Source organism: Fictibacillus barbaricus, from assembly GCF_014635025.1.
In the GTDB taxonomy this organism is placed as follows: domain Bacteria; phylum Bacillota; class Bacilli; order Bacillales; family Fictibacillaceae; genus Fictibacillus; species Fictibacillus barbaricus.
On the sequence record NZ_BMCE01000002.1, the window covers coordinates 1,338,368 to 1,364,995 of the forward strand.

29 protein-coding genes are annotated in these 26,628 nt (G+C 38.8%); 4 read left to right on the forward strand and 25 right to left on the reverse strand.

The window, feature by feature from the left end:
* Nucleotides 1–121 precede the first annotated feature (121 nt).
* Nucleotides 122–1,804 carry a metallophosphoesterase family protein gene (locus IEV52_RS16265; protein ID WP_188403541.1) on the reverse strand — a complete coding sequence of 561 codons (1,683 nt, stop codon included), beginning with the start codon at nt 1,802–1,804 and terminating at the stop codon, nt 122–124.
* 136 nt (nt 1,805–1,940) lie between these two features.
* Entirely contained in the window at nt 1,941–3,689 is a 1,749-nt protein-coding gene (locus IEV52_RS16270; RefSeq protein WP_188403542.1) for an alkaline phosphatase D family protein, read from the reverse strand.
* A gap of 316 nt (nt 3,690–4,005) precedes the next feature.
* Here IEV52_RS16270 and IEV52_RS16275 point away from each other — a divergent pair, with 316 nt between their 5' ends.
* Complete coding sequence (locus tag IEV52_RS16275; protein WP_188403543.1) at nt 4,006–4,161, forward strand: hypothetical protein; 156 nt, start codon at nt 4,006–4,008, stop codon at nt 4,159–4,161.
* Nucleotides 4,162–4,244: 83 nt separating this feature from the next.
* Here the strand turns inward: IEV52_RS16275 and IEV52_RS16280 are convergent, their stop codons facing one another.
* From IEV52_RS16280 to IEV52_RS16295, 4 genes are all read right to left on the reverse strand, one after another.
* Complete coding sequence (locus IEV52_RS16280) at nt 4,245–6,065, reverse strand: PAS domain S-box protein (protein ID WP_188403544.1); 1,821 nt, start codon at nt 6,063–6,065, stop codon at nt 4,245–4,247.
* 242 nt (nt 6,066–6,307) lie between these two features.
* Nucleotides 6,308–6,538, reverse strand: coding sequence for a hypothetical protein (locus IEV52_RS16285; RefSeq protein WP_188403545.1), 231 nt, complete (start codon nt 6,536–6,538; stop codon nt 6,308–6,310).
* An 86-nt stretch (nt 6,539–6,624) separates the two neighbouring features.
* A complete protein-coding gene (locus IEV52_RS16290; protein WP_188403959.1) occupies nt 6,625–7,974 on the reverse strand; it encodes a hemolysin family protein in 1,350 nt (449 codons plus the stop codon).
* 183 nt (nt 7,975–8,157) lie between these two features.
* Nucleotides 8,158–8,418, reverse strand: a complete 261-nt coding sequence (locus IEV52_RS16295) for a DUF6672 family protein (RefSeq protein WP_188403546.1) — start codon at nt 8,416–8,418, stop codon at nt 8,158–8,160.
* A 116-nt stretch (nt 8,419–8,534) separates the two neighbouring features.
* Here IEV52_RS16295 and IEV52_RS16300 point away from each other — a divergent pair, with 116 nt between their 5' ends.
* Nucleotides 8,535–9,215 carry a hypothetical protein gene (locus tag IEV52_RS16300; protein WP_229754318.1) on the forward strand — a complete coding sequence of 227 codons (681 nt, stop codon included), beginning with the start codon at nt 8,535–8,537 and terminating at the stop codon, nt 9,213–9,215.
* Nucleotides 9,216–9,355: 140 nt separating this feature from the next.
* On the opposite strand, the gene IEV52_RS16305 is transcribed toward IEV52_RS16300, so the two are convergent.
* Nucleotides 9,356–10,879 carry an MDR family MFS transporter gene (locus IEV52_RS16305; protein ID WP_188403547.1) on the reverse strand — a complete coding sequence of 508 codons (1,524 nt, stop codon included), beginning with the start codon at nt 10,877–10,879 and terminating at the stop codon, nt 9,356–9,358.
* 526 nt (nt 10,880–11,405) lie between these two features.
* Between IEV52_RS16305 and IEV52_RS16310 the strand changes: the two genes are divergently transcribed.
* Together IEV52_RS16310 and IEV52_RS16315 are read left to right on the forward strand one after the other, a co-directional pair.
* On the forward strand, nt 11,406–11,852 hold the full coding sequence (locus IEV52_RS16310; RefSeq protein WP_188403548.1) for an OsmC family protein: 447 nt from the start codon (nt 11,406–11,408) through the stop codon (nt 11,850–11,852).
* Between the two features lie 131 nt (nt 11,853–11,983).
* A complete protein-coding gene (locus IEV52_RS16315; protein ID WP_188403549.1) occupies nt 11,984–12,211 on the forward strand; it encodes a hypothetical protein in 228 nt (75 codons plus the stop codon).
* A gap of 63 nt (nt 12,212–12,274) precedes the next feature.
* Here the strand turns inward: IEV52_RS16315 and IEV52_RS16320 are convergent, their stop codons facing one another.
* The 18 genes from IEV52_RS16320 to IEV52_RS16405 all read right to left on the reverse strand — a co-directional run bounded on the left by IEV52_RS16320 (nt 12,275) and on the right by IEV52_RS16405 (nt 26,603).
* Nucleotides 12,275–12,670 (reverse strand): gamma-glutamylcyclotransferase family protein, encoded by a 396-nt coding sequence (locus tag IEV52_RS16320; protein WP_188403550.1) that lies wholly within the window; start codon nt 12,668–12,670, stop codon nt 12,275–12,277.
* 198 nt (nt 12,671–12,868) lie between these two features.
* On the reverse strand, nt 12,869–13,198 hold the full coding sequence (locus IEV52_RS16325; RefSeq protein WP_188403551.1) for a hypothetical protein: 330 nt from the start codon (nt 13,196–13,198) through the stop codon (nt 12,869–12,871).
* 124 nt (nt 13,199–13,322) lie between these two features.
* On the reverse strand, nt 13,323–14,069 hold the full coding sequence (locus IEV52_RS16330; RefSeq protein WP_188403552.1) for a gamma-glutamyl-gamma-aminobutyrate hydrolase family protein: 747 nt from the start codon (nt 14,067–14,069) through the stop codon (nt 13,323–13,325).
* A gap of 178 nt (nt 14,070–14,247) precedes the next feature.
* Entirely contained in the window at nt 14,248–14,433 is a 186-nt protein-coding gene (locus IEV52_RS16335; protein WP_188403553.1) for a hypothetical protein, read from the reverse strand.
* A 483-nt stretch (nt 14,434–14,916) separates the two neighbouring features.
* Nucleotides 14,917–15,312, reverse strand: coding sequence for a GNAT family N-acetyltransferase (locus IEV52_RS16340; RefSeq protein ID WP_229754319.1), 396 nt, complete (start codon nt 15,310–15,312; stop codon nt 14,917–14,919).
* Between the two features lie 15 nt (nt 15,313–15,327).
* The gene (locus tag IEV52_RS16345) at nt 15,328–16,080 is read right to left on the reverse strand and encodes a sugar phosphate isomerase/epimerase family protein (RefSeq protein WP_188403554.1); all 753 of its coding nucleotides are present in this window, start codon (nt 16,078–16,080) and stop codon (nt 15,328–15,330) included.
* A 25-nt stretch (nt 16,081–16,105) separates the two neighbouring features.
* Complete coding sequence (locus tag IEV52_RS16350; RefSeq protein ID WP_188403555.1) at nt 16,106–16,546, reverse strand: GNAT family N-acetyltransferase; 441 nt, start codon at nt 16,544–16,546, stop codon at nt 16,106–16,108.
* Between the two features lie 32 nt (nt 16,547–16,578).
* The gene (locus IEV52_RS16355; protein WP_188403556.1) at nt 16,579–17,349 is read right to left on the reverse strand and encodes an alpha/beta hydrolase; all 771 of its coding nucleotides are present in this window, start codon (nt 17,347–17,349) and stop codon (nt 16,579–16,581) included.
* A 22-nt stretch (nt 17,350–17,371) separates the two neighbouring features.
* Entirely contained in the window at nt 17,372–18,229 is an 858-nt protein-coding gene (locus tag IEV52_RS16360; RefSeq protein WP_188403557.1) for an MBL fold metallo-hydrolase, read from the reverse strand.
* An 80-nt stretch (nt 18,230–18,309) separates the two neighbouring features.
* On the reverse strand, nt 18,310–19,248 hold the full coding sequence (locus IEV52_RS16365; RefSeq protein WP_188403558.1) for a VanW family protein: 939 nt from the start codon (nt 19,246–19,248) through the stop codon (nt 18,310–18,312).
* A gap of 133 nt (nt 19,249–19,381) precedes the next feature.
* Nucleotides 19,382–20,353, reverse strand: a complete 972-nt coding sequence (locus tag IEV52_RS16370; protein WP_188403559.1) for a ring-cleaving dioxygenase — start codon at nt 20,351–20,353, stop codon at nt 19,382–19,384.
* An 87-nt stretch (nt 20,354–20,440) separates the two neighbouring features.
* Nucleotides 20,441–20,767, reverse strand: coding sequence for a YnfA family protein (locus IEV52_RS16375; protein WP_188403560.1), 327 nt, complete (start codon nt 20,765–20,767; stop codon nt 20,441–20,443).
* A 75-nt stretch (nt 20,768–20,842) separates the two neighbouring features.
* Complete coding sequence (egtD, locus tag IEV52_RS16380) at nt 20,843–21,814, reverse strand: L-histidine N(alpha)-methyltransferase (RefSeq protein WP_188403561.1); 972 nt, start codon at nt 21,812–21,814, stop codon at nt 20,843–20,845.
* A complete protein-coding gene (gene egtB / locus IEV52_RS16385; RefSeq protein WP_188403562.1) occupies nt 21,811–23,085 on the reverse strand; it encodes an ergothioneine biosynthesis protein EgtB in 1,275 nt (424 codons plus the stop codon). The genes egtD and egtB overlap by 4 nt, the downstream gene beginning before the upstream one ends.
* A gap of 16 nt (nt 23,086–23,101) precedes the next feature.
* Nucleotides 23,102–23,728 (reverse strand): flavodoxin family protein, encoded by a 627-nt coding sequence (locus IEV52_RS16390; protein WP_188403962.1) that lies wholly within the window; start codon nt 23,726–23,728, stop codon nt 23,102–23,104.
* A gap of 334 nt (nt 23,729–24,062) precedes the next feature.
* The gene (locus tag IEV52_RS16395) at nt 24,063–24,344 is read right to left on the reverse strand and encodes a DUF3817 domain-containing protein (RefSeq protein ID WP_188403563.1); all 282 of its coding nucleotides are present in this window, start codon (nt 24,342–24,344) and stop codon (nt 24,063–24,065) included.
* A 209-nt stretch (nt 24,345–24,553) separates the two neighbouring features.
* Complete coding sequence (locus IEV52_RS16400; protein ID WP_188403564.1) at nt 24,554–25,195, reverse strand: SCO family protein; 642 nt, start codon at nt 25,193–25,195, stop codon at nt 24,554–24,556.
* A gap of 34 nt (nt 25,196–25,229) precedes the next feature.
* A complete protein-coding gene (locus IEV52_RS16405) occupies nt 25,230–26,603 on the reverse strand; it encodes a PepSY-associated TM helix domain-containing protein (protein ID WP_188403565.1) in 1,374 nt (457 codons plus the stop codon).
* Between the last annotated feature and the right edge of the window lie 25 nt (nt 26,604–26,628).

A 26,628-nucleotide genomic window follows, 5' to 3' on the forward strand; every position in this document is an offset into this window, starting at 1 on the left:
CGGAGCCAGCTTTCTTTTGTTCTAATCCTTTTAATCTGTTCACTTTTTGAATTTATCTATCCAATTCACATAATCTGTCCGATCGATCCGATATTTAGGCCAACCCACTAACAATGCCTTTTTACTCTATCTTAAACGTCGCAGAAGCTACCGCATCGTATCCATTGCCATAGAAATAAACCAACTTATACGTGGAGCCTTGTTTGTAGCGTGCTGCATTCACATTGTTTTTTGGATCGTATGTAAATTTACACGTTCCGTCATTAACCTCTGTGTACATCCACCAGATCGAGCCCACCTCTCCTGGTTTTTCGTTGATTTCATAAAGTCCAACCCAGTCACTTTTTGGAGCTCTAACACCTTCCACCACTACATCTACAGTATCTTCTACGCCATTTACCGCTGCTTTTAATAAGGTGATTTTTATCGACTCACCTTCTTTTGTTCTCCCTAATGCTTTTATAGAATTCGTACTGATATTCCCATAAGCATCCAGTGCATACACTTCAATTTCATAGGTCTTAGCTGGTGTTAATCCTTCAAGATTAAGCACTAAAGGATTAGGAACAGGATCTTTATAGAACTCTGAAAAACCTATATACTCTTTTGCTACTTCTTTACTCTCTGTGTTTGTAACGATTACCTTATAATCGTGTACGAGAAGTTTATCTTTTGCCTGTGTAAACATAATGGATAGACTAGTAGACGTTGTCATATCGTTAACAACAGAGAGCATCGCATCTTTTGTAAAGAATGGAGGTTTTTTATCTTTCCTCGCGTCCGTATATTTAAAATTTCTTTTATTCGCTGGATAGCTGATCTCAAAAGGTTCACCTGTCCAATCATTGTTATGAATATCGCGTCGTTTTATAAGCACCTTGTTTTCGTAGACTTCCACAATCAGAGCTTGATTCAAAACATCTGCCCCTTCAGGAACTTCCCCTTGGATTCTGCCAGCATCAAGCCATAGATAAGCCCCTGTTGAAGTTCCGATCGTTGTAAAATCCTTTTGATAGATAATCTTAGGATCATCTAATGGGTAGTGAGTGTGCCCCGAGAAAGTAATAGCCTGCGGGTACCTCTTTAACGTGTTATAAAAAAGATCTCTATTCTTCGAAAAACCCCACTCGCTTCCATATATGGTGTCTTTGATCGGCTGATGGTGAAAAACAAAAATAGGTTTTTTCGGATCATCGGCATTCGCTTGTTTTAATTGTTCTGACATCCATTCAATTTGTTTAGTAGAGAACGTTCCTTCTGTTACACCATCCTCAGTTCCTAAAACAATAAAATGATATCCCTTTATGACCTTATGAAAGTAGATGGAAGGCATTTCTGTTACGTCTAAGAAGCGATTTTGAGCATCAGCTTCAGACAGACCGTTCCAATAATCATGATTGCCAATAGCAATTAATGATGCTGCCTTGGATTGTTTGTGTGCGTTATAAGCGGTTTTGAATTTCTCGTATTCAGGTACCCGACCATTGTCTGTTAGATCACCGACCACAACAAAAGCATCTTGCTTTGGAACCAGTTGATTTAATTGTTTCAGAGTCGTTTTAAACTTTTCAAACGTTTGATCTGATTTTTCATTCATATGAATATCACTTATTACAGGAAAGACTAAAAGCGGCTTTTGACGACTTTTTAACTTTCCATCGTCTGCGAGCACTCCGATTGAGTTCATTGGATTTATAAAAGACAACCCTAAAGACAGTCCTGCTACTTTCGTTGTTCGTTCTATAAACGTTCTACGCGTAATCTTCGGCTTTTGCTCTGGAAGTTGATCAAAGGGATTGGTCATTTATCGTTTCTCTCCTATCAAAATGTTTTCTTACACGAAGAATTATATGGTTTTCATATAAAACTCTTATTACAAGGGAGTTAATGATTATTAAGATTAAATAAAGAAGCACCCACGATGTGGATGCTCTCAAAAATTATTGACCAACCTCTACCTGATTCTTTTTCATCTGCTTCTCATGTGCTTTCCCGTGAGCTCTGTTACGGTCTTCTTCCACTTCACGTGAAATCTTCACACCTTCTGCTACATTTACCGAAGAAACCTGCTGCAATCCATTTTGATCTTTTTGATAAACGAGAGATGCTCTAGTTGAGATGGCTGCCCCTGGGGACGTAACAAACGGAACAACACGGTAATCTGTCCGCCACTGTTCTGGTGTTACGGTACAACGTACATACCCACGATAGTCATTGAAAAATTTAATGTGCGGATTCAGCTCTAAAATTTTGTCCGTGTCTGCACGTTTATCTGCACCGTTTCCTCCAGACGTAATGGATGTACCTACAAATTCAGCCCCAATTACTTTAGAAGCAGCATCATTGTAATCAGCCTTTAAATCACAAGCCCAGCTTGCATGAACATCTCCTGTTAAAACGACCAAATTGTTAAGGTTTCTAGCTTGAACAAAATCTGTAATGCGCTGACGTGACGCGGTATACCCGTCCCAGGCATCCATACTTAGCCTAGGTGCCGCAGCTGTTCCATAGTTACGTTGAGCAAAAAATACTTGCTGAGCGAGGACGTTCCAATGAGTTTTTGAGTTTCCTAGATTACGAAGCAGCCAGTCTTCCTGTTCCTTACCCATCAATGTGCGGTTCGGGTCCATAGATTCCGGTGTTGGCGGTTTGCTTCCGTCTCCGTTTGCTTGATCGTCACGGTATTGACGTGTATCCATCACGTTGAACGCTGCTAGATTTCCATAGTTAAAGTCACGGTAAAGCAGCATATCTGCTCCATGCGGAAGAGACGATCTACGAAGCGGCATGTGTTCATAATAAGCTTGATAAGCAGCAGAACGGCGCTTAACGAATGCTTCAACCGATTGGCCTTTTTCAGGTATCATGTTGGCATAGTTATTCTCGACTTCATGATCATCCCATGTGACGATCCATGGAAACGCCGCATGAGCAGCTTTTAGATTTCCATCAGAACGGTATTGCGCATGTCTGTTTCGGTAGTCTTCTAGTGTCATGATCTCAGGTCCGCTATGCGTCCGAACATTTCCAGATGGAGAAACATATTCGTTTGGTCCATATTCGTATATGTAGTCACCTAGGTGAACAACAAAGTCTAATTCTTCTTCAGACATGTGCTGATAAGCTGTGAAAAATCCATGTTCATACTGCTGGCAAGATGCAAAAGCGAAGGTCATGCTGGAAACATTTGCTCCTTTTTCAGGCAGTGTTTTTGTTCTTCCTGCAGGGCTCAATTCATGACCACTTTTAAAACGGTAAAAATACACACGGTCCGGTTGCAGCCCGTTCACTTCCACGTGAACCGAGTGGGCAAGATCTGGCTGTGCAAGCTCCGTCCCTCTCTTTATGATCTTTCTAAATCTCTCATCTTCGGCGATCTCCCATTTTACGGGTACAGCCTGATTCGGCATACCGCCTCCATTTAACGGATCTGGGGCTAACCTTGTCCATAACACCACACTATCCGATAATGGATCTCCTGATGCAACACCTAATGTAAAAGGATAATTTCTAAACGTGGGTGCCGCGTTCACCTCTGAGCTGCCTAGCGACTGAGCAATCGTGAGTCCCAGTGAAATACCTGCAATCTTTCCGGCACCTGTGAGAAATTTCCTGCGGTTTACTTTGTTTTTTTTTAAGCTGTCTTCTGTAAGTTTCTTGATCCATTCGTCCATTGGTCTTTGATCCATGTTTGATGCAACCCCTTTAAATGAATTTTTTCAACCCTCATTATAGGAGCAAATTGTTAAGAAACTATTTCTTAATGTAAACGTAGAAAAAGTTAAGCTTGGGGAATTTATACTAATTCATATATAGCTCCACTTTAGAAGTGTATATCCCTTAAGGTTCGACAACTATGATTAAAATGATTTATCATTCAAATGTCCTGTTTTTCTTTATAATTTCTTTAAGCCAGCAACATAATTTATCCATGACAAAGTGATTCTGTAGATCTTTAATATTGATATACTTATTAATAAAACAAAAAGGATCCGGTGATGACCAGTGGCACTTCAACGAAAAAAGAAAAGAAAACAAAATGGCGAACAATACACTTGGTTTGATCTTATTCTAGATATTCTATTCGTTGTACCCGAGCTCTTAATCTGGTTGGTTCGTATTCTTGGAAGAGGTATCTTCAGATTGTTTGACGGCATATAAGTACATTTATCACAAAAAAATAAACAACTCTTTCCAAAAGAGTTGCTTACATACCTATTTCTTTTCTTAATCTTTCTTGATCATTATTCTGTTTTGGGCAATGATATGGAAACGGTTGTTCCTTTTCCGGCAAGACTCTCTACTTTAAGTACACCTTTATGCTCTGTAATGATTTTATTGCTGATTGTAAGCCCAAGGCCAATTCCTTTTTCTTTGTTTGTAAAGAACGGTACACCTATGCTTTTTAGCCGTTCTTCCTCTATTCCAATTCCATTATCAATAAAAATTAGTGTAACTGTGTTGTTTTCTGATTCTTTAATGCCTATTGTTAAAATACCGCCCTCACTCATTGCGTCAATCGCATTTTTTATTATGTTTATAAAAACTTGTTTAATTTGATTACTTTCACATGATACATAGATCTTCTTCTCTTTGAATAAAAGGCGGATCTCAACGTTAAATAAGTTTGCTTCAGATGTTAGAAGCATAACTGTATCTTGTAACAGCTGAACTAAATTTACCTTGCTCTTATATTGCGTCGCATCTGGTTTTGCTAAAGCCATAAACTCATTAACAATATATTCAATTCGATCAAGCTCATCACATATCACTTCGTTGTAAAGATAATACTTCTCCCTATCAAAATCACCATTTTTCATCAATGAAAATAATCCCTTTATAGATGTAAGTGGATTTCGGATCTCATGAGCAACTCCGGCTGCTAATTCACCTAAAACAGCAAGTTTTTCACTATTCCGTATATACTCATCAGCCTTTTTCTTTTCTGTAATATCTCTGGAGATAAAGACTATTCCTTCAAGATCTCCTTGATCTGAATGCATAGGCATCCCTTTACCTTCTAACAAGATAGCCTTGCCTGAAGCATGCATTTTTCGGTACACAAGAGGGAGAGGATTTTCAGATGCAGCTATCCTATTTATATAATCGGTTACCAAAGCATGATCTTCAGTGTGAATACAATTCAATGAATTAGTGCCTAATAGAGTTTGAGGGTCAATACCTAATACGTCTTTATATGATAGAGAAGCATATAAATAGTTTCCCTCTGGGTCCACTAAACAGATTAAATCATTGCTATGCTCTAAAATAATACGATGATTATACTCGTTCTTTTTTAATGCGTATTCAGCATCTTTCCTCTTCGTTATTTCTCTTGACGCAACAATAGCAGAATGAAAATCCTTGTTACAGATAGGTTTCCCTTTAGACTCAAGCCAAATATAAGAACCGTCCTTTATTAAATATCTATACTCAACAGTCAGAGGAATATGTTCGGTGATCATCCTTGTAAATTCAGAGATAACAAGAGTCCTGTCTTCAGGGTGAACAAGATCAAAAGGGGATGTACCGATTGATTCTTTTTCTGTGTATCCCGTTACTAACCCATATGAAGGAGTTAAGAAAGTGAAGATTCCCTTATCGTTCACAATTCCAATTATATCAATCATATTTTCGGTAATAAGCTTTAAATGATCTAACGTTTCCTGCTTCTCAATATTCTGCTGAGTTATGTTGCGAATAATAATTTGTGTTGCATCGGACGAAAACATGAGCGGAAATCCAATTACCTCCAATTGAACCTGATTACCTTTTTCGGTAATCCAAGTCTGTTCACTTGGTCTGGGTGCAACGCCATTGCCACATGACTGAATACGCTCCTCCACAAGATCATGAATATCTGTGTGAAGATTGTTCCAGATTGGGTTGCCGATGATGTCTTCCTCCGCTTCTAATATCTTTCTTGCTGCAGGATTAACATAGACCCACTTTCTGTCTTTTTGGATAAGAAAAGGTGTCTCAGAATATTCAAATTGGTTGGCGTATTTTTTCATTTGGTTAATGATAAGATCATCTGCAACTGGTTGACCATCTGAAATTTTCATATCCACCCTCCATAGAAAACGTTAATCAAAACGTTTCGTTCGCAATTAACTAAATTATAAACACATGTTCTTTTGTAAATAAAGATATTTTTCCTTTATTATTCTTGATATTGAAAATATTTACAATGTATCTTGATGTTCAACTTTAGAGAAAAGTTCGTTTGTCAATATATTCTGTCAATTTAAGTCGATTTCCTGGGAAATTAGTTGTAAAAAAGAAAAAGAGACGGGAAGTTCCCGTCTTAGTTTTCATTTGGCGGCTTTTCATTATCAGGTGATGTCTGTCCACCAGCTCCGGTTGAATATATATCTTTTCCCTCTTTGGAATTCTTATCTTTTTGAACGGACTGATGAGAAACTGAAATCAAACTAAAACCTGTTCCATAGAGTTGTTCTTGTAACTTTGACTCTACTTCACGACCTTCTTGCAAAACTGTTTCGTCATATTCCAAATTTACAGTAATTGATTTCATTTCATACCTCCTCCTTTAAATCATTCGTACCCGGAATGAAAAATTTTAAACAAAAAACCAGCCAATTAAGACTGGTCTTCATTTTTTTATGCTTCATTCTCGATAAGGGAATGATTAGTATCTTTAGGAAGGGAACGTTCCTCATCTTCAATTTCTCTCTTAGTTACTTCTATCTTCTTCACTTGATGTCCATCAATTTCAATCACTTTAAAGTCATAGCCTTCATACGTGATTACTTGCTGTTCTTGGATTTCTGAGTTCTTAGAAAGTACCCAGCCCCCAATCGTATCAAGTTCGCTGTCATCTATCTGTAGCCCGTAAATATCATTAACTTCAGCAATAAGCACTTTACCATCAAAATGTTTAACATTTGGACTGATAGCTTGGATCATAGGTGACTCATCTTCATCAAACTCGTCACGAATCTCACCAACAAGCTCCTCGAGAATATCTTCAATGGTAACTATGCCAGCTGTTCCACCATATTCATCAACGAGGACAGCCATATGAAAGCCTTTTTTCTGAAGCTTTACCAAAGTTTCTTTAATTGGAGTATTTTCAAAAACACTAAGTGTTGGGCGAATATAATGGTCTATTGGATATTCTTTTCCTTTGATCAGGTCAAAAAATACTTCTTTAGCATTAACCATACCAAGCACATTATCTTTATCTTCCCGAACTACCGGGTAACGAGTATATTTTTCTTCAGCAATAATATTAATGTTTTCTTGCATGGTATTATCTTCGTAAAGACAAACCATTTCAGTACGAGGGACCATGATTTCTTTTGCAGTTCTGTCGTCGAATTCAAATACTTTTTCTACATAACTGAACTCAGATTTGTTAATCTCACCACTTTTGTAGCTTTCACTCAAAATCAAACGAAGCTCTTCTTCGGTATGTGCCATATCATGCTCAGAGGCAGGCTTTAAACCAAACATTCTTACTAAAAGCTGTGCGCTTCCGTTTAAGAACCAAATAAATGGATACATCACTCTATAAAAGCCGATCAATGCAGGTGATAACCATAAACTTATTGTTTCTGCTTTTTGAATAGCTACTGTTTTTGGTGCAAGCTCACCAAGAACAACATGTAAAAAAGTAATTGATGCAAAAGCAATTGCAAATGACAACGTATGAACAATCGCCGGACTTAATTCCATTCTTTCAAATACTGGACCAAGAATTGCTTCAACCGTAGGTTCACCTAACCAACCTAAGCCTAACGCAGTAATTGTTATACCTAGCTGACAGGCTGAAAGTGATCCATCAAGGTTTGAAATAACCTTTTGTGCTGCAATCGCTCGTTTATTACCTTCTTCTGCAAGCTGATCTATTCGTGTTTTACGAATTTTAACGATCGCAAACTCTGCTGCAACGAAAAAGGCTGTGAGTAGAATTAATACGGCTACTGCAAATAATTTCAATAAGGTCAAACTGTCCAAAAAGACTCCTTATACCCCAAACTTTCTGGAATATAAGTTGTCACCTCCTAAGTGTTTTAAATTTTATTAATTTAGAAAAGTATATCATAAAGTAGGAAAACATACTTAATTAAACATCTTGGCTATAGTAATACTCTGTGATTCTGCCAACTGTATCCAAGTTTACTCCACTTTTTAAAACAAGTTTTCATCATAAAAATAAATTTTCATTTGAGTACCTTCAACAAATTGTGCATCGCCGCTATATAGACCGAAATGCCCATTGCTAAGGGACACAAGGTTTTTATGATAACTGGTTATATTGCCAGAGAACTCATCATTCCTGTTATCAACGGTGACATTGTGGCTTGCACCTGTTATAAACATAAGTAAACAGCCTAAAACAATTAAGGTAATTCGAATTCTACGTAATTCAAATGCAATGTCAGAATACATTGCAATCCTCCATTTTTCTCATAATAATTACCTAATTTTACCATATTTTTAAAGTAGTACTTTTTATGGAAGACTTAACCATTTATCCGTGATATTCTTTAAAATGGAAAATAATAATGAAATGGAAAGGACGAAATGATCTAGTGGATTTCATTTTAGACAATAAATGGCTGTTTCTAATTCTCGCAGAGATTATATTCTGGGTGTCGACCTTATCTTTCTTGGTTGTAAGGTATTGGTTCAACTTAAATAAGCTAAGTGTAGCGTTTTTCATCCTATTTATTCTCAATGATCTATGGATTGCTACAATGGGATATTTCGATTATTTAAAGACTGGTAAATTCTCTGCATATCAGATAATTATTCTGATTGTTATCGCCTATGCATTTCTTTATGGAAAGAGTGATTTTCAAAAGCTTGATGGTTTTATTCAACGAAAAGCAGCAAAATGGCGAGGTTTGCCGGAACCGGAATTTACTGCTTCCAAACCACTTTATGGGATGGCACATGCGAAACAAGAAAGACGAAACCTTTATAAACACTTTCTTGTATTTTTTGCTGTACAAGGCTTGTTTCTCCTTATGTTCGGTCTCTCTGACGCAGTCTCAAACATACAGTTAAATACTTTGTTTGAGGAGTGGTATGAAAAAACAAATACAGACTTGTTCTATCAAAATGATACGGCTAATAACATTACTAGGATATGGGCACTGATACTTGCGATTGATATTGTGATCTCCTTGTCTTATACAGTAGCTCCGAAAAAAGAAAAGAAAACTTCACATTCTGCATTATAAATACATCTCACTATGTCATCCTGACACATAAGTTTTGTTCCCATTCCTAGTGATCGGATATGTGATTTTGCTCTGTTATGAAAATACTAGAAGGGTTGAATAAAAAAGAGCTTGGAATCTATTTTCCCAAGCTCTCTTATTTATTCTGGCTTTGTTTCAGGTACTCGAGATGTTTCAACTCGTTCATTTCCCATAAGTAGAATGACAAGTGCAGAAACCACAATTGGAATAAGCGCATACGTAAAAACAGTTGTAATAGAATCTGACATAGATGCAGTAATACCCTCTAATATTTCATCAGGAATCTTAGAACGTTCTTCAGCTTGAAAGACTTTTTGAGGATCTATTGTTTTTAACATACCTGCCCCTGCTCCACTTATACCTTCGAGTTTCTCATTTAAGCTCTCATAAAAAAGACGGTTTTGCAGTGCTCCGAAAATGGTTACTCCAAGCGTCATTCCTAATGAACGTAAAAAGGCATTTGTAGAATTTGCGGAGCCACGGTAACGAAATTCCATTTTGTTAATAGATGCAGCCGGTAAAAGAGAAAAAGAGAATCCCATTCCGAATCCTACAGTTACCATAAAGATTGTCAGCATTATTCTTGAAGTATCCGGCGTCATTCCACTTAGCATATACATGCCTGTAAAATAAGCAATTACGGATATGATCATCAAGTTACGGAAATTCGTTTTTGTTTGGAAAATACCGCCTATCATGCTGCCGGCAACCGAACCCAGCATCATTGGTGTGAGTACCAATCCTGCACTTGTCGCAGATCCGCCGTAAACCGCTTGAACAAATATCGGGATAAAGACTGCCAAAATGATAAACGTGCTTCCATATAGAAAACCAAGGATCTGTGATGTTGCAAACAGACGTTTTTTAAACATCCAAAAAGAGATGATAGGTTCTTCTGCTTTCTGCTCAACAGCAAAGAAAACTATAAAAAAGACTGTGAAAATCGTGAACAAAGAAACGATTTGTGTAGAATCCCACGCGTACGTTCTTCCTCCGAGTTCAAGAGCGAACATCAAACTGACGACCGCAATAACAAGCGTTATCGCTCCCCACCAGTCGATCTTCTGTTTACGGTGCTCAAGTGTTTCTTTATAATAGCGGAAAATGAAATAAAATGAAGCAGCACCTATCGGTACGTTGATATAAAATACCCAGTGCCACCCAATAGCGTCTGTAATGAATGCACCAAGTAACGGACCTAGAACACTCGAAGTTCCAAAAACCGCTCCAAGCAGACCCGTCATTTTCCCTCTTTTTTCAGGTGGGAAGATGTCAAAAACAATGGTAAAAGCTATTGGTAAAAGTGCGCCTCCGCCAATCCCCTGAATGGCTCGAAACGCAATCAGCTGTTCCATGCTTTGTGCAAGGCCACAAAGTGCAGAACCAACTAGGAAGACGACAAGACCAAAGATGAAAAAACGCTTCCTTCCATACATGTCGGAAAGCTTTCCGTAGATCGGCATTCCTGCCATAACTGCAACCATGTAAGATCCTGTTACCCAAACAAATTTATCGAATCCTCCTAGGTCTGCCACAATGGTTCCCATGGCCGTTGCAACAATGGTGTTATCCATTGCAGCCATGAGAATACCAAGAAGTAAACCGGCCACTACCAATCTTAAATTTGATTCTTTATGCACCATCGCGCCATCTCCTAACCTCTAACCCCTCATGTATACTTAATAAAATTAAGTATACATGAGGGGCCGTTTGAGGGACAGTCCCCCCACAATTTATTTCCTTCAATAAATCTCTTAATTTGTACAGGGTGTTTTCTGCATTTCCTGCATCTAAAAGCAGGTGTTTCATTTTTTCGTATGCGAGCATTGTACACTATTTCCTAGCCTTCAATCTCAACAGAAAAAGAGACAGCACGTCCGCCGTCTCTTTTCATAAATTATTAAAGTTCTAAGATAGAATCTTCCTCATCTTAACCGTCATACATTGCATCAAGTATTCAGATCCTAGCATTACGTTCTTGTTCGACTCTCCGTCTTCCATAGAAGCTTCAACACCTTAAGGCCGGCATCAAATAAATTTCATATAGCTAACGGAGAGAATTTAGATTTGGATCACTAAAAAGATAATTTTTCTCCATAAACAAGATATGTGACGAATAACATTCTTTCCTTTACACTAGAAATAAGATAAAAATGAGGTGAATGGTAGATGACTCAACATGTTTTTCGTCTTAAAGCACATTGGCCCGGTGGCAGGAACGATTCAGGAACGATCGAAACAAATCATTTGAAAGCAACCGTATCAATCCCACCTGAAATGGACGGACCAGGGATCGGAACGAATCCTGACGAAATGCTGCTTGGAGCAGCAGCAACATGCTACATTATTACCCTGGCAGCCTTAATGGAACGGAGTAAGATAGAAAAAATAGATTTAACGATGGAATCAGAAGGAATTGTTGATGTTACGAACGGGGTTATTACCTATAAAAGGATTATCCATAAACCAATCGTCACGATCAAACATGACCCGTTAAAGGATGTTTCGACACTTCTTCAAAAACTCGCCATAAAAGCTGAGCATTCGTGCATGATTTCGCGGGCATTGAAAGGAAATGTCGAAATAGAGGCGATTTTGACGATAAAAAAACAGTAAATTTGGGAGAAGTTGGTTACGGTTCCCTGTACTTCGTAAATTTATTATGTTAGCATAAATGTTAATAAGTGAAAATATTATATTATTTGGGTTCCTAACAAGCCCCCATAATAGAAAGGGGACGATGTATCATGAACCAACAAGATGTGAAAGACATACTTTTAAATTTGCAGAATAAACAATATATTGAATCTGATATTACACACACCTTTAGTGAAAATAATACTGCCGTTTTTTCTGTCAAGTACTCAAAGAACGAGCAATCTTTTGAAGTAATTCAGATTGAAACAAACTCCCTTAACAGGTTTGAAGACGTTGATTCAGCTGTTCATTGTATAGCTGCCTTGATTACTAAATAAAGAAGATTTCTCATACACATCATAAAAGAGGCTCTCCATGAAAATGGCGACCTCTTTTTTGTTTTATTTATTATTCTTTTGATAGGAAACCCAATCATTTTCTTGGATAGGAGTAAAATGTTCTTTCGCCTCATTCATTACATATACAATTACTTCTCTCTCCCCATTCGGAGTTTGGATTTTTGCTAAAATTCGTTCATATAGGTTGTTCGTTCCGTTTTCATCGTAATCTTCAAGTTCGTCTAGCTGTTTCAGCTCTTTATCTGTAACTTCATATAGCTCACCGACAACGGAGATCTTCCCTTTTGTTTGGAGGAGAGCTGGATAACCCCATTTTGTATCATAGAGAGTACCTTCTATAAGACAATTATCTTCCACGCATTTGGCTTCGTTTAAATAATGGGCATTACTTTCACCCTTTCGAAGAGTTCCATATACAAATACGAGATGTTTGTTCATATTTCCGTTCCCCTTTTAACAAAAGTGCATAAATTCTTACCCTTATTATACATCCCTCACAAAAGACCATAAGTCTCAGTTTCTTGTTTTATCACCGATTCCTATTTTCCTTTAATAATTAACAAATTCTTCTATTGAAACCCACAAAATAAAAAACTTTCAACCATAGGGCTGAAAGCTGTTAATTATTAAAAGGGGTTAGTTCCTTCTTACGTCCATCACGTGTTCATTCTTCTTTTTTCGGCTTCCTCTTGCTGCATCAAATAATAAGACGAGAGCTGTTACGATATGCATGACCATACCGACAAAAGGCAAGTATCCTACAACGGATGTGATGAGGCCTAAAATACTACCGTAGAATCTTTCTTTTTGGACGATACAGATCACGAGGGTAATCAAATGGAAAACAAACATGAATTGAAGTGGCCCCCAGGCAGAAGCTAGGATGATGGCTCCTCCTAAAAAAGGAATTCCCAGGAATGCTTCTATTCCGCCTGTAATGATTTTCAGTAGTCTCGATATATTCATGAGACAGCCTCCTCGATAGTTTCTTTCCTATATTACGTTTTTGGTTAGAAAAAGTTTCCTCCTGTAAATTATATCCTTTCTATACAATGAAAAAACCTCCAGCTACTGGAGGTTTTTATATCTATTAAGATTTATTTGCTTCTTTAATAAACGTTGTAATGATGGCCATCATATTTTTATTTTCATGTCTCAATTCTTCTGGGTGCCATTGTGTACCCAATAAGAATTTTTTTTCTTTGTCCTCGAGCTCTAATGCTTCGATTACACCGTCAGCAGCTCTTGCTGCAACTCTTAAACCTTTACCTACTTTGCCGATGGCTTGATGATGGAAACTATTCACGGCAGCTTCTTTTTCACCAATTATCTTATACAACATGCTGTCTTCTTCAATAGTCACCGTATGGGTTGGTTCTGTTCGAGTTGCGGATTGTTGAAAATGATTGATGCTGTCAGAAAATTCACTCTCAACATCCTGAATGATCGACCCGCCAAAGCTAACGTTTAATAAATGGTATCCACGGCACATAGCTAATATGGCTTTTTCTTTTTCTCGCGCTTTTTTGACTAGTTCAATTTCAAAATCATCGCGGTGTTTATTTACTTTCTTTAATTTAGGATGAGGCTCTTCACCATACGTGATCGCACTAATATCCTCTCCGCCTGTAAAGATAAATCCGTCACATAAGTTTGCATAGAATTCCGCTTCCTCTGGTTTCCCCAATGGGATAACGACAGGAACCCCCCCTGCATCTCTGACGGTTTCAGCAAATTTATTATAAACAACGATCGTATCTACATTTTCGTATTGCGTTTCAATTGTATTAACACTCATAACCGTACTTGTAAGACCAATTAATGGTTTATGTTTCATACGAAATACTCCCTCTCAAATGTGTCGCTTCCTCTTATTTATCCCATTTGAACGACTACAAAACACCCAATATTTAGCATTCCAGTTTTATGAAATTAAGAACTCATACTTTTATTTTAAAATGAAAAATTAAAAACAGCTCACGAAAATATGAGCTGTTGTATCTTGTTTCTTTTTATTATTGAATGGGTGGCCTCGGTTTTTTCACAGAATACACAAGTTCTATATCTCCATTGTCTTTCACTCGTTTAACAATATACGTTTTCTCAACACCTTGTTCGGTATTGTAAAAGGTGATTCTATCGCCTTCCTCAAAATCTGATGTACCTGTGTCCCATAATTTCTCGTCATCGGGTTTTCTCATACCTTTCACCCCTTGTTCCGATTATCAACCTTATGAAATATGCAATTTACCGTACTTTTCCCCTGTACAAGGAAAATTAATCCTAATTCGTATGTATATACGTGCATATCTTTACTCCTCGTTATTGAGAATCCAGCATACAATCTCCTTTATTCACTGGGAATAGAGTCCGGCTCAATATCGGAATCGGTATGTCGGCAAAGTAAAACCACTCTCTCACCAACCGGTTATGACAAGAATTTATGGACACCTCTTTATAGGTAACCTCATAGGCTATTGATTTTCTAAATAAAGTGCGCCTTATTCTTTATAATTCTATAAAATCTACTAAATCCCTTTAAAAATATTTAAATTTATTAAATATTTATTTCCTTATTTAACTTACCGACAGTAGATGCACATGCACAAACACATTATTAACGTGACTTTGAATCGGGGCAATACTCGACACTTTCTCACCCATTACAAACGCTCCCTCGTTTTTTATTCTTCGTATGTTTTTCGAAAACCATAGAAGGGTCTGAATTTCTGAGATTCATAAAAAGTATGTGATGAACTGGATGCGAGCATTTCCATCCGAGTTCTCGGATACCTTGCATGTACAAACTTTAATAATTTGCTGCCTAAACCTAATCCTCTATAAGGTTTAGCGATTAACATCTCGCAGATATAAAGCGTTACATATCCATCGGATAACCCTCTAACATATCCAGCTACAGAGTTATCTTTCACTAGAACATAAGCCACATTAGAATTTTTCCAAGCATTCCTTGTTTCTTCATTCCGTTCGACAAGCTGTGTCCAGTTTTCGGTTTTGTTCAGCTCTTGAATCGCCTCAATATGCTCCTCTGAATAAGGCACAATGGTCATACCTTCCATCTTGTGTTTCTCCCTTTATAAGAATGACTTTACGTTTTGCACTCCTTTTTCTACTTCTTTTAGTGGATCACCTTCAAAATATTCTTGTTCGATCACACAATAATCCACTTTTTGCTCATCTGCTAATCGCAGGAAACGACTCAAGTCTAAAATCCCTGTGCCTGCAATCGTACTTTGTTTTTCCCCGTTCTTTACTGTCATATCTTTTAGATGTAGAGAAATACAGCGGAATCTGTACTTGTTTAATAATTCTTCTGGTTCGTAACCCGCATATTTTATCCAATACGTATCGAGCTCCATTTTTACTAGATCAGGATCAGTTTCCCGGTAGATTACATCAAACGGCAACTTACCGTCCAGCTTATGAAATTCAAAGTCATGATTATGATAAGCAACCCGAATGCCATACTCCTTGCTTCTGAAGCCAGCTTCGTTTAACAATTCAGCAACACGCTTATAGTCATCGATCGTTTTTCTTTGTTCTTCCGTTAAGTAAGGCATGATCATCAAGTCGTTTTCTAAAATTAGCTGATCTTCCATTTGCTTTTTAAAGGCATCACCTGAGAATTGGTCTAAGGGTATGTGAGCACCTGCAGCAGTTAACTCATTCGCATCCAGTACCTTCTTCACCTCTTTTGCTGAAATGCCAAAAAGCCCTGCAAACTGCACACTGTCATAACCAATAGCTTTAACTTTTTCCAACGTGCCAAGTAAATTCTTTTCGGCCTCCGCGTGTATAGAGTATAGCTGTAATCCGATTTTGCGCATGTGTTCTCTCTCCCTTTTAAAACGTTTACAAAACTTTATTCATTGAAATAGACGCTTGTCTGTAGCCGAGCTTCTTATAAAGTCCAATGGCATTTTCATTGCTTCCAAAGACATGCAAACCAACAGAGTCCGCTCCCTCGTCTTTTGCTTCATTTTCAAAAAAGGCAAGTGCAGCTTGAGCAACTCCCTGTTTTCTGAACGATTCCAAAATATAAATGTGATAGAGAAATGCTCTCTTTTTTTCTTTTTCTACATGAAACCAAAGATAACCAGCGATGTGTTCATCACTTTTAATGTTGAACAAATACTGTCCTTCCGTTTTTTCCTGATCCGGAAGCAGACTTTCCATTTGATTTTCTGCTTTCTCGTTAGCTTCTTCTATCGTCATCATATAATGTTCAGCTGTGTCACGCTTATAATCCGGCAACATGAATTCCAGGTAATTCTTAAACTGCTTATTGTTCATACGTTCAAATGTGATCAAAATCATCCGCTCCCTTACTTCATCAAATATTGAATGATCTCTGGCATCCGTGCACGCCAAGCTGATTCATGATGTTTTCCGTCTTCTATGATGTCAAATCGCACCTCGATCCCCTTTTCCTTAAACACTCTATAAACCTCTTCAGAAGACTGGATGTAATGTTTTGCGTCCACTTTTGAGCTGTCTTCATCTGCTCCAATATCCAGATAAAACTTTTCGAGCGCACTTAAGTCACTTTCTTCTATAAAGCTTTCAATTTCTTTTTGATTAAACCAATACGCAGAAGATATGCTTGCTACTCGGCTGAATACATGAGGGTAACGGCATGCCGCATATGTGGAGATCAATCCTCCCATTGAACTTCCTGCCATTAATGTTTCTTCAGGCTTTGTCCGATATTTTTCATCAATCAGTGGTTTTAGAGTCTTAAGCAGAAACTCCACATACTCTTTCCCTTTTCCACCATAGACCCCTTCAAATTTTAGAAGTTCAGGTCCAACAGTTTGGTTTTCCCATGGAGCGTATTCATTTAAGCGTTCAAATCCTTCATGATTGCAGTCGATTCCCACAATAATTAGAGGCGTTCTACTTCTTTCTAAAAAATCAGCTAGTCCCCAGGAAACACCATAGCTTGCCTCTTCATCCCTAAAGAGATTTTGTCCATCATGCATATAAAGCACCGGATAGTGTTTATGACTCTCCTCGTATCCAGACGGTAGACACACACGAATCTGCCTTTCAATTCCTTCAAATTGTTCGATCGCTACCTTAAACTCTTGAATCATCTTATTCTCCTAACCTCTTATTCTAGTTATATTGTTCATAGCCATTCACAAAAAATTGAATGGTTTCAAGTTCATCTTCCTTTACTTCTCGTTCAACCAGGACTTTATATTCTTCTGTAATTGCCAGCAGATTACCTTCACATTTTTTTGTCAGGCTTGCAACCCTTCTAAGTAGTTGGGCTTCATTTACAAACTCTTCTTTTGTTGCAGGCTTCCAATGTGAAAAGATATACGTCTCTGCATCGAAAGACTCAACAAGATCAAGTAACCTTAATGCAGCATCTGTTGTGTAGTTGTTTTTTGGTGCGTACATATTGGCGTACATGCAATCTGCTAAAAACAAAATTTTTTCTTCTTTTATGTAAACAATTATGGAGTCATTTGCATGATCTCCTCCAACATGTTGAAGGATACAGGTTACTCCCCCAAGGTTGATTTCAAGTTTCTCATGAAACGTAATCGTTGGCAGTTTAATGCTTATGTTTCTGTGTTCGGTAAATTCCTTTTTTATCGCTTCTGCACAAAATTCAATCTCAATGCCTTGCTGTACTCGATCGTCAATCGCCTCGTCTGACCATGAAAAAGGAACCAATTCTTCCATCTTTGTTTTAGTTTTAGTCGAAGCAATGGAAGGGATTTTCAATGCTGATAGTCCGAAAATATGATCCCAATGCCAGTGTGTGATGGCCACAAGGCTTGGCGCCGGAACTCCACTCTTCTGAAGTTCTTCTAAGAAAAACCGCGCATGGTCTTCTGAGTTACCTGCATCAATCATTAAAGTCATGTCAGTTCCCATTACAGCTCCTAAAATCGGGCGATCTGTTTCTGAAACAGGTGTTTGATACCAAAATCGACTCGTTAATTTTTCAAGTGTCTGCAAAACATCCATCTCCCCAGGTACATGTTCTTTTAAAAAGCCCCATTACATCTTTCTGCATTTACATCATTGTACCTTCTAAATTATCTTGTGGGGTTAGAAAGATGCACATCCTGGTCAATATGAACTTCTTCAGGCTGGTTTGTTGGTGCATTTGGAACATTACGCACTTTACGATCGAGCATATCTGATGAAAAAAGTTTGATGACTAAGCTGTTTCCATATCGATTGGCTCGAATCAGAATTGGCTGGTTGTATTTGTTTTGAAACTGAAAATCCGGACCATACCAGCTGACAGTAGCATCCCTTCCAGATGGCACATAGGGTACACGTTTACTGTGGGAATATCGTTGAACAATTCGCAACCCCGCACGGTCCACCGCATTAAATAATGTGGAAGATACCTGGCAAATGCCACCGCCTACTCCTTCAGACAATTCACCTCTTACGATAATCGGCGCTCGCATGTACCCTTTTGCTGTTGTTCTTCTTCCAACCACCTGGTTAAACGAAAATGTTTCATTGGGGAAAACTACGTGGCTGTCTAAGGCTTTTGCCGCAAGCTCAATATTTGTTGTACGACTTTTATTCCTCGAGTTAAAATACGTTACATATTGTCCAATCTGCTGTGTTTTAATATGAGCAAGAAGTTCGGTATCTACTTTTGGGTAGATGTTCATCTCGGGAACATCCATCTTTTGAGAACCATTTGCAAAAAAATAGGTATAGAACTTTTCTTTAAAAGCGCTGCGGTTTAATCGATAGCCCACTTGTCCCGGCACGATGCCGCCATGGTCATTTAGCTTGGCATTGACCGGTGCCCTAAATAATTTTTTATCAAGATTCTCCTCAAACTTAAGGTATTTAGATTGATCGACCATTGGAAATCCTGGTATCGGAGCTGTAAATTGATCTCGATTCACTTCAGCGATTATCTGTCCTTGTTGGTTTACTGTTAACGTGTCATATGTTTGAACCGGTTGTATAAATAATAATAATCCAGCAAACCCATTTAATAACATGTGAAGCCCTCCGCTGTGTTTTATCGTAAAAAAACCTTCCTAGCGTTTTTTACTTTTTCCTAAAATAAGGTTTTTATTACACATTTACATAAAAAACGCCTGAATCCCTAGAGATTCAAGCGTTGTTCTTAACTTATAGTTTTGTATCAAGAGGCTTTAACTTAGCTTCAATCTCCTCGCGATGCGGTTCTAAAAATGGAGGCAGAGCGAGTGATTCTCCCAGATGTTCTAAATCCTCATCCGTATCGAATCCCGGACCATCAGTCGCGAGTTCAAATAAAATACGGTTTGGCTCACGGAAATATAGCGATTTAAAGTAGAAGCGATCCACAAACCCAGAGTTCGCAAATCTGGATGTTTTCACTCTTTCAATCCATTCGCGCAGTTCATCCTCGTTATCAACACGGAACGCAACATGGTGCACACCGCCCCTGCCTAAACGTTCCTGCGGAAGATCAATTCGTTCTTCCACATGAATTTCAGCACCACTTCCGCCTTCTCCAGTTTCTAATACAATGATCTCAGGCTGTCCGGCTACTTCTGCCGCGTATGTTCCTTTATGACGAAAGCCTAATAACTTGATCAGCACTTCAATTGTAGGCTCTGCTGCAGGAACAGTCAGCCTGACAGGACCGAGGCCTAGTATTGCATGTTCTTCGGGGGTTGTACTTTTACTCCAAGGCTGACCACCAGCAACTCCTTCATTTTTTTCATCAGAAACTAATATCAGTCTTTGTCCTTCTTTGTCACGGAAGGCTAACGTTTGACGGCCTGCCCTGTCTTTTATACCTTCTGTTTGTATGCCATGTTCTTTTAAACGCTTTTCCCAAAATGTCAGGGCATCATCATTTTTAACACGCAAGGAAATAGCGGAAATGCTATTATTGCCATCATGGTTTCTTCCTGCCATCGGAATCTCAAAAAAAGTAAGCTCTGTTCCGGGATTTCCTTTTTCATCACCATAAAACAAGTGATAAACACTTGTATCATCCTGATTTACAGTTTTCTTTATAAGTCTGAGCCCCATTACTTCTGTATAAAACGTGTAGTTTTCAGGCGCTTTAGCGGTAAGTGCAGAAACGTGGTGAATTCCTTTCAGTTCCATATTAACCCTTCTTTCATGCCTTTTTCTTTATTATCTACTTTTGTTTCTAATATTCCCAACAAAACGATTTAGTCTAATTTCGGTTCGTTAACTTCTCGGTGCCCACAAAATGACTGATACCCCAATCAGACAGATTCCTGCTCCGACCCAGTCATAAACATCTGGCGTCTTTCGATCGACCAACCATCCCCACAAAACGGCCAATACGATAAAAACGCCCCCATATGCAGCGTACACTCTCCCGAAGCTCGGAAAAGTTTGCAAAGTGGGAATGACTCCATATGCTACTAAAATAAGACTCCCTGCTAGGCCATAAGAAAATGGCTTTGATTCCCTTAGCCAAAGCCACACTAAATATCCACCACCGATTTCCGCTAAGCCTGCTATGATAAATAGAAAAATAGCTGCAATCAATTATGGCACCTCCTAAAATGATGCATTCGGCAACACGAAAAAAACTCCTCTTTTAAGGAGTCTTTTTGCCGTGATCTATTCTACCATCAAATAATGCATGCTGAACCAATTCTTCTCATCGCACCACACTTTTTTAGGTGTAAAACCGCATGATGACGCAATCTCTTGAAATTCCTCAATCGTGAATTTATATGAATTTTCCGTATGGATGGTTTCCCCTTCCGAGAAAGCAACTTGTTCATTCCCAATGGTTATCTTCTGATTCTTAAGACTGACGAGATGCATCTCAATCCTGCCTTTTTCTGCATGGTAAAAGGCATGATGACGGAAGTTTTCAAGGTTAAAGTCAGCGAGAAGCTCACGGTTTAGCCGGTTAAGCAGATTCGTATTAAATTCACTTGTGACACCTTTACTATCATTATAGGCTGCGTTCAATACAGCATGATCCTTCTTCATATCTACACCAATCAAGAGCCCTCCACCGGGCAATAAGAAGTCAGCGGTCATTTTTAAAAAGTTGATTCTTTCATCCGGGTCAAAGTTTCCTATTGTAGAACCAGGAAAGAATACGGCTTTGCTTTGAGACAGGAGTTCAGGAATATGAAACTTCGCTGTATAATCAGCCGAAACTGCATGAACGTTTAAATGCGGGTATTCGATGGAAAGAGCTCTTGCTGATTGATATAGAAAGTCTTTGGATATGTCGATCGGTACATATTCTTTTAGTCCGGGCAGCGCTTCAAGGAGCGTTCTCACTTTTTCGCTGCTTCCGCTTCCAAACTCAACAAGTGCTGTGTCGGACCCAATTGCTTCGGCTATCTCATTTTTAAATTTATTTAATATAAACAATTCTGTTCGTGTCGGATAATATTCAGAAAGCATCGTGATAGCTTCAAACAGCTCCGACCCTCTCTTATCATAAAAGTACTTGGGAGAAACGGTTTTCTTTTCTGCTTTTAATCCGGCGAGCACTTCACTGTACATATCTGTTTCTGTTTCTGTTTCGTTCCCAACATGATACTGTACATTGGACCTAACTGCTTTCATGATAGGTCCTCTGCTAAGCGTATGCCGCTGAACTGCCATCTTTTATCGGCTTGAAAGAAGTTTCGGTAAGTTGGACGGATATGAGATTGAGACGTGACACACGATCCCCCTCTTAACACCATCTGGTTACACATGAACTTAGCGTTGTACTCACCAAGTGCACCTTCAAGCGGTTTACTTTGAGGGTACGAAGTGTACGGGCTGCTCGTCCATTCCCATACATCTCCATAAGCTTTTTTTATGGGTGAACGTGTATGTGATTCTCTGATGACAGGGTGATAGGCTTCGCTTTCCACAAAGTTCCCTTCTATCGGGATTGACGCCATCGCATGTTCCCATTCAGCTTCAGTCGGGAGCCTTTTTCCGCTCCACCTAGCAAATGCATCTGCTTCATAAAAACTCACATGGCAAACAGGTTCATCAAGGTTTAACCTCTTTTCTCCTGTTAACGTAAAGGTGTACCAGCCATCTTCTGTTTTTCGCCAATAAAGCGGGTGCTTCCATTTTTCCTTTTTGACGGCTGCCCATCCATCTGACAGCCAATGTTCTGGTTGTTCGTATCCTCCTGATTCAATAAAAGAAATATACTCACCGTTCGTAACGGGATGAGAAGCTAGCTTGTATGAATCAAGCCAAACTTTATGACGGGGCCGTTCATTATCAAAGGAAAACCCTGTGCCTGTAAATCCGATCTCTACAAGACCACCGTCAATATTTATATAGGTAGATAACGATCTCAAATCTGTCTGAAGGCTCAAAGTTGCTTCCACATATTCTGGGAGTAAAGGGTTGCAGCTAAAGTTATATTTAATATCGGTTAAAAGTAGCTCTTGATGCTGCTGCTCATGTTGCAGGCCGATCTCAACAAGCTCTTCTACGTCTTCCGGGATATGGTCTCCATAATCTTTTAACAGGGATAAGATTCCTTCGTTTACATGTTTTCTATAATCGTACACTTCTTCCATCGAAGGCCTGGAGAGCACACCTCTTGAATGCCTTGGGTGATAAGAACCTATGGTTTCATAATAAGAGTTGAAAAGATAATCAAATTGCGGATTATACGGAACATAAGAGGGATTCTTTTCTTTTAAGATAAAACGTTCAAAAAACCACGTTGTATGGGCCAGATGCCACTTAGGGGGGCTTACATCAGGCATCGCCTGAATGATGGAGTCTTCGTTTTGGAGTCTTGATGCTAGCTTTTCAGATAATGACCTGACACTTTTGTAGTGCTCACTTAACCGTTCAACTGCTAAATGCTCGATCGCCATAAATATCCTCCTTTTTTTAGCTACTGCTTTTCACGACATTGCCTTCTGTTGGAATCGGATGATCTTTTAAAAGTTTTGCAAAGTGAATCAGGTTGTACGTCATTATTTGGTTGTGCTGCATCGTAAACTCATTTTGGTTTCCTTCAGCTTCAATATAAGAAGGACCCGGTCCCGCTTCACCAACCCAATATGTATCTACATTCGGCGGAATCGTGAAACCAATGTGTGACAATCCATATAGAATGGATGCACTGGCATGTTTCGCTCCATCCTCATTTCCAGTCACAACAACACCTGCCACCTTGTTATAGAATATATATTGGCCTTTTTCATTCGTCATGCCACTTGCACCATAAAGCCTTTCAATCGCCTGGGTAGCAAGACTGCTTTTTTCACCCAGCCAGATGGGTGTGCCAAGGATCACAATATCTGCAGATTTTACTTTTTCAAAAATTTCAGGCCATTCATCTCCATCACCTTCATCATCAGTTACTCCGTATGCTATTTGATAATCGGCAAGCCTTACCATTTCGGTTTCTATATTGTTTTTATGAAAAATGGATACCGCTTCATTCATCAGACTTTCAGTATTTGAGACTTCCTCACCGCTTTTAAGGGACGCGTTAAGTAAGAGTGCTTTCATTGTCAAAACAGACCTCCCATTTAAGAACATATTAAGGTATAAATAACCGTAAATTAGGAAATTAAAACAATCTAAATAATTTCTTAACATGTTGGAGTAAGGATGGATGTGGCTGGATGAGGTTGGGTTATGCGTGGATGTATAAGCCATTTAAATCTGTAATTAGGTCAAAATCCAGACGAATTAAGCCTTAAACAGAAAAATTAAGTCATTTAAACGTTAATTAAGTCTAAATCACATAAATATAGGTCGTTCGAAAAAACAGACATTCACAGCCATACCTGACCAAAATAAAGAAGCCCCTTTTAACAAGGGGCCTCCGATTGAACAGGTATTAATCTCTTAAAAACTTACGATCAAAGATGAATGGACCAAATGGTATAACAGATGAAACTCCCGCTAGGAACGCACGCATGAACGGCCACTTCTTCACGTTCCAAACATATAGGATAGCAAGAACATAAAGAATAAACAAAAGCCCATGCAGAGCCCCTACAATCGTTACGGCCATCGGCTTATCAAAGAAGTGTTTAAGCGGCATTGCGATAAAGAGAAGAATAAGGAAAGACCATCCTTCCATAATGCCCACTGTTCGTAAGGTTTTGATCGCGTTCATAAAAAATTACCTCCAATATCACGTTTCTAATTATAGTTTTAGCATAAGATAGGTTTTTCTAGACCCTATAACCCTTACTATTGTGTGAACAAAAACAAAAGGGGGAAATAAATGTTTGGGGACTGTCCCCCAACTATTTATTTCCCCCGCTCATTTTTTGCTCTTCCTATGGGTGTTTGCTCCATATCCTTCATTGAACATGCGGCAATTTATTTTTTAGTTTCTTTTTTCATATCCTTGATGATCTGATCATATGGAGTGTTCTCAACTCCATCGTATCGGGAGACCACTTTTCCTTCTTTATTTACCAAGAAAAAAGCTGTTGCATGTATGAACTGATCAGAATTAGGGTCAGCAACTACAGGCGTTTTAAATGAATCTCGGGCTAGCTTCTCAATTTCCTCCTGCCCATATCCTCCAAGAAAGTGCCAGGTTGAAAAATCAGCATCATAATTCTCTCCGAACTTGGTTAGAGCAGCTGCATCATCTCTTTTCGGATCAATGGAAAACGAAACAAATTCCACATCAACATTCTCTTCCTTTGCCATCTGCTGAAGCTTTGCCATATGAGCTGTCATTGGCGGGCACACTGTTTCACAGTTTGTAAATATGAAATTCGTAAGCCAGACCTTGCCTTTTAGGTCAGATAAACTAAATTCAGCATCATTTTGGTCTTTATAAGCAAACGACTGAACGTCCCAGTCTAATGACTGAGACGTCTCCTCGCTTTCGCTGTTATGCTGTTCATGATTTTTATGGTTCTCATGCTCGCCTTTTGAACCCCCTGAGCCACATGCAGACATGGCTGCCATGGCTAATACTAGACCTAAAATCATCATTAATTTTTTCATCAATCCATCACACCTCTAAACAATTTATTTTTTTCTATGATAACCATGCTTGCAGTGGCTTTACCCGTGGTATCACAAACCGATCCAGTAAGAATACAAAGATAAAGGACAACCCTGCAAGTGGCATGATAACGCCAGCTACGATCATGACAAAGATGATCCAAGGCTTAAATTTTTTGTCTGATTTTTTTGGTACACCTAATTTTCCTGCTGGCTTTCGTTTTTTCCACATGATTAGTGAAAAGATAACGATTGCAACTAATCCAAGTGCCGCGACTGTTCCCAGCAGCTGGTTAGCTAGTCCAAAATAATGGCCTTCATGAAGTGCGATACCAATTGAGATCGCCTTAGCCATCCAACCGTAGTCACTGAATCGAATATCTTCTACAATCTCCCCGTTGTATTGATTAAAATAGACAGTCGCCTCATTATCAGGTTTATCCCTTGAAGAAGCAACGGTAAAGACACCATCTTCTCCCTCCGGCAATGAGATTGTATAAGGCTTCTGTATCTTGTTCTCTTGCGCTAAATACATCACCTGGTCGATTGATAATGAACCGTCATCTTCTGTAGAGGTTGGTGCCGGATTGTTCTCTGTTGCCCAAGGAATATCTTCAGCGATCTCATCGGTCGTCTTCTCCGATTTAGGCGCCATGAATGCATATGTTGGATATCCGGCATTTGCAGAAGTGGCAAGCTTGTTGATCTGTTCACCCATTACTCCTGACCATGGCAGACCCGTTATGATCAGAATCAGAATCATTAGTGACAGCCAAAACGCTGTAACCGCGTGAAGATCACGCCAGAACATACGTCCATTCATCTTTAATCTCGGAAAGATTGTTCCCATGAATGTTTTTTTGTTTCTTGGCCACCAAATGGAAAGACCTGTTACTAAAATGATAATCGTCCAGCACGCTGCAAGTTCAACAAGCCTGTTGATGAACGTACCCCCAACAATCCACTCGCTGTGAAGTTTCGCAACAACGTTCTTAAAATGTTCTTCATCTAGAATCGTTCCCGTTATTGAGGCTGAGTATGGGTTTACATACACTTGGGTAACAACATCATTTTCTATCACTTTTACAAGAGTTGCTCGATTTTCTTCTTTAGGAAGCCTGATCGAACCTATTTCAGCTTTGGGGTACTCAGCTTTAACAGCATCGACCTGCTGTGAGAGAGGAAGTGCCTTACCATCTTCTTGAACGAGCAGTTTGTCCTTATAGATGAATGTTTCAATTTCTGCTTGATACAGATACAAAGCCCCACTAATGGCAAGTAAGATTAAAAATGGCGCAAAAACGATTCCGCCATAAAAATGCCAGCGCCAAAATGTTTGGTAAAGACTATTCGATTTTTTCGTTGGACTTTCATTATTTTCTGGTAGCTGATCAGCAGTTGCTTGCATGATTTAAATTCTCCTTATTCATACT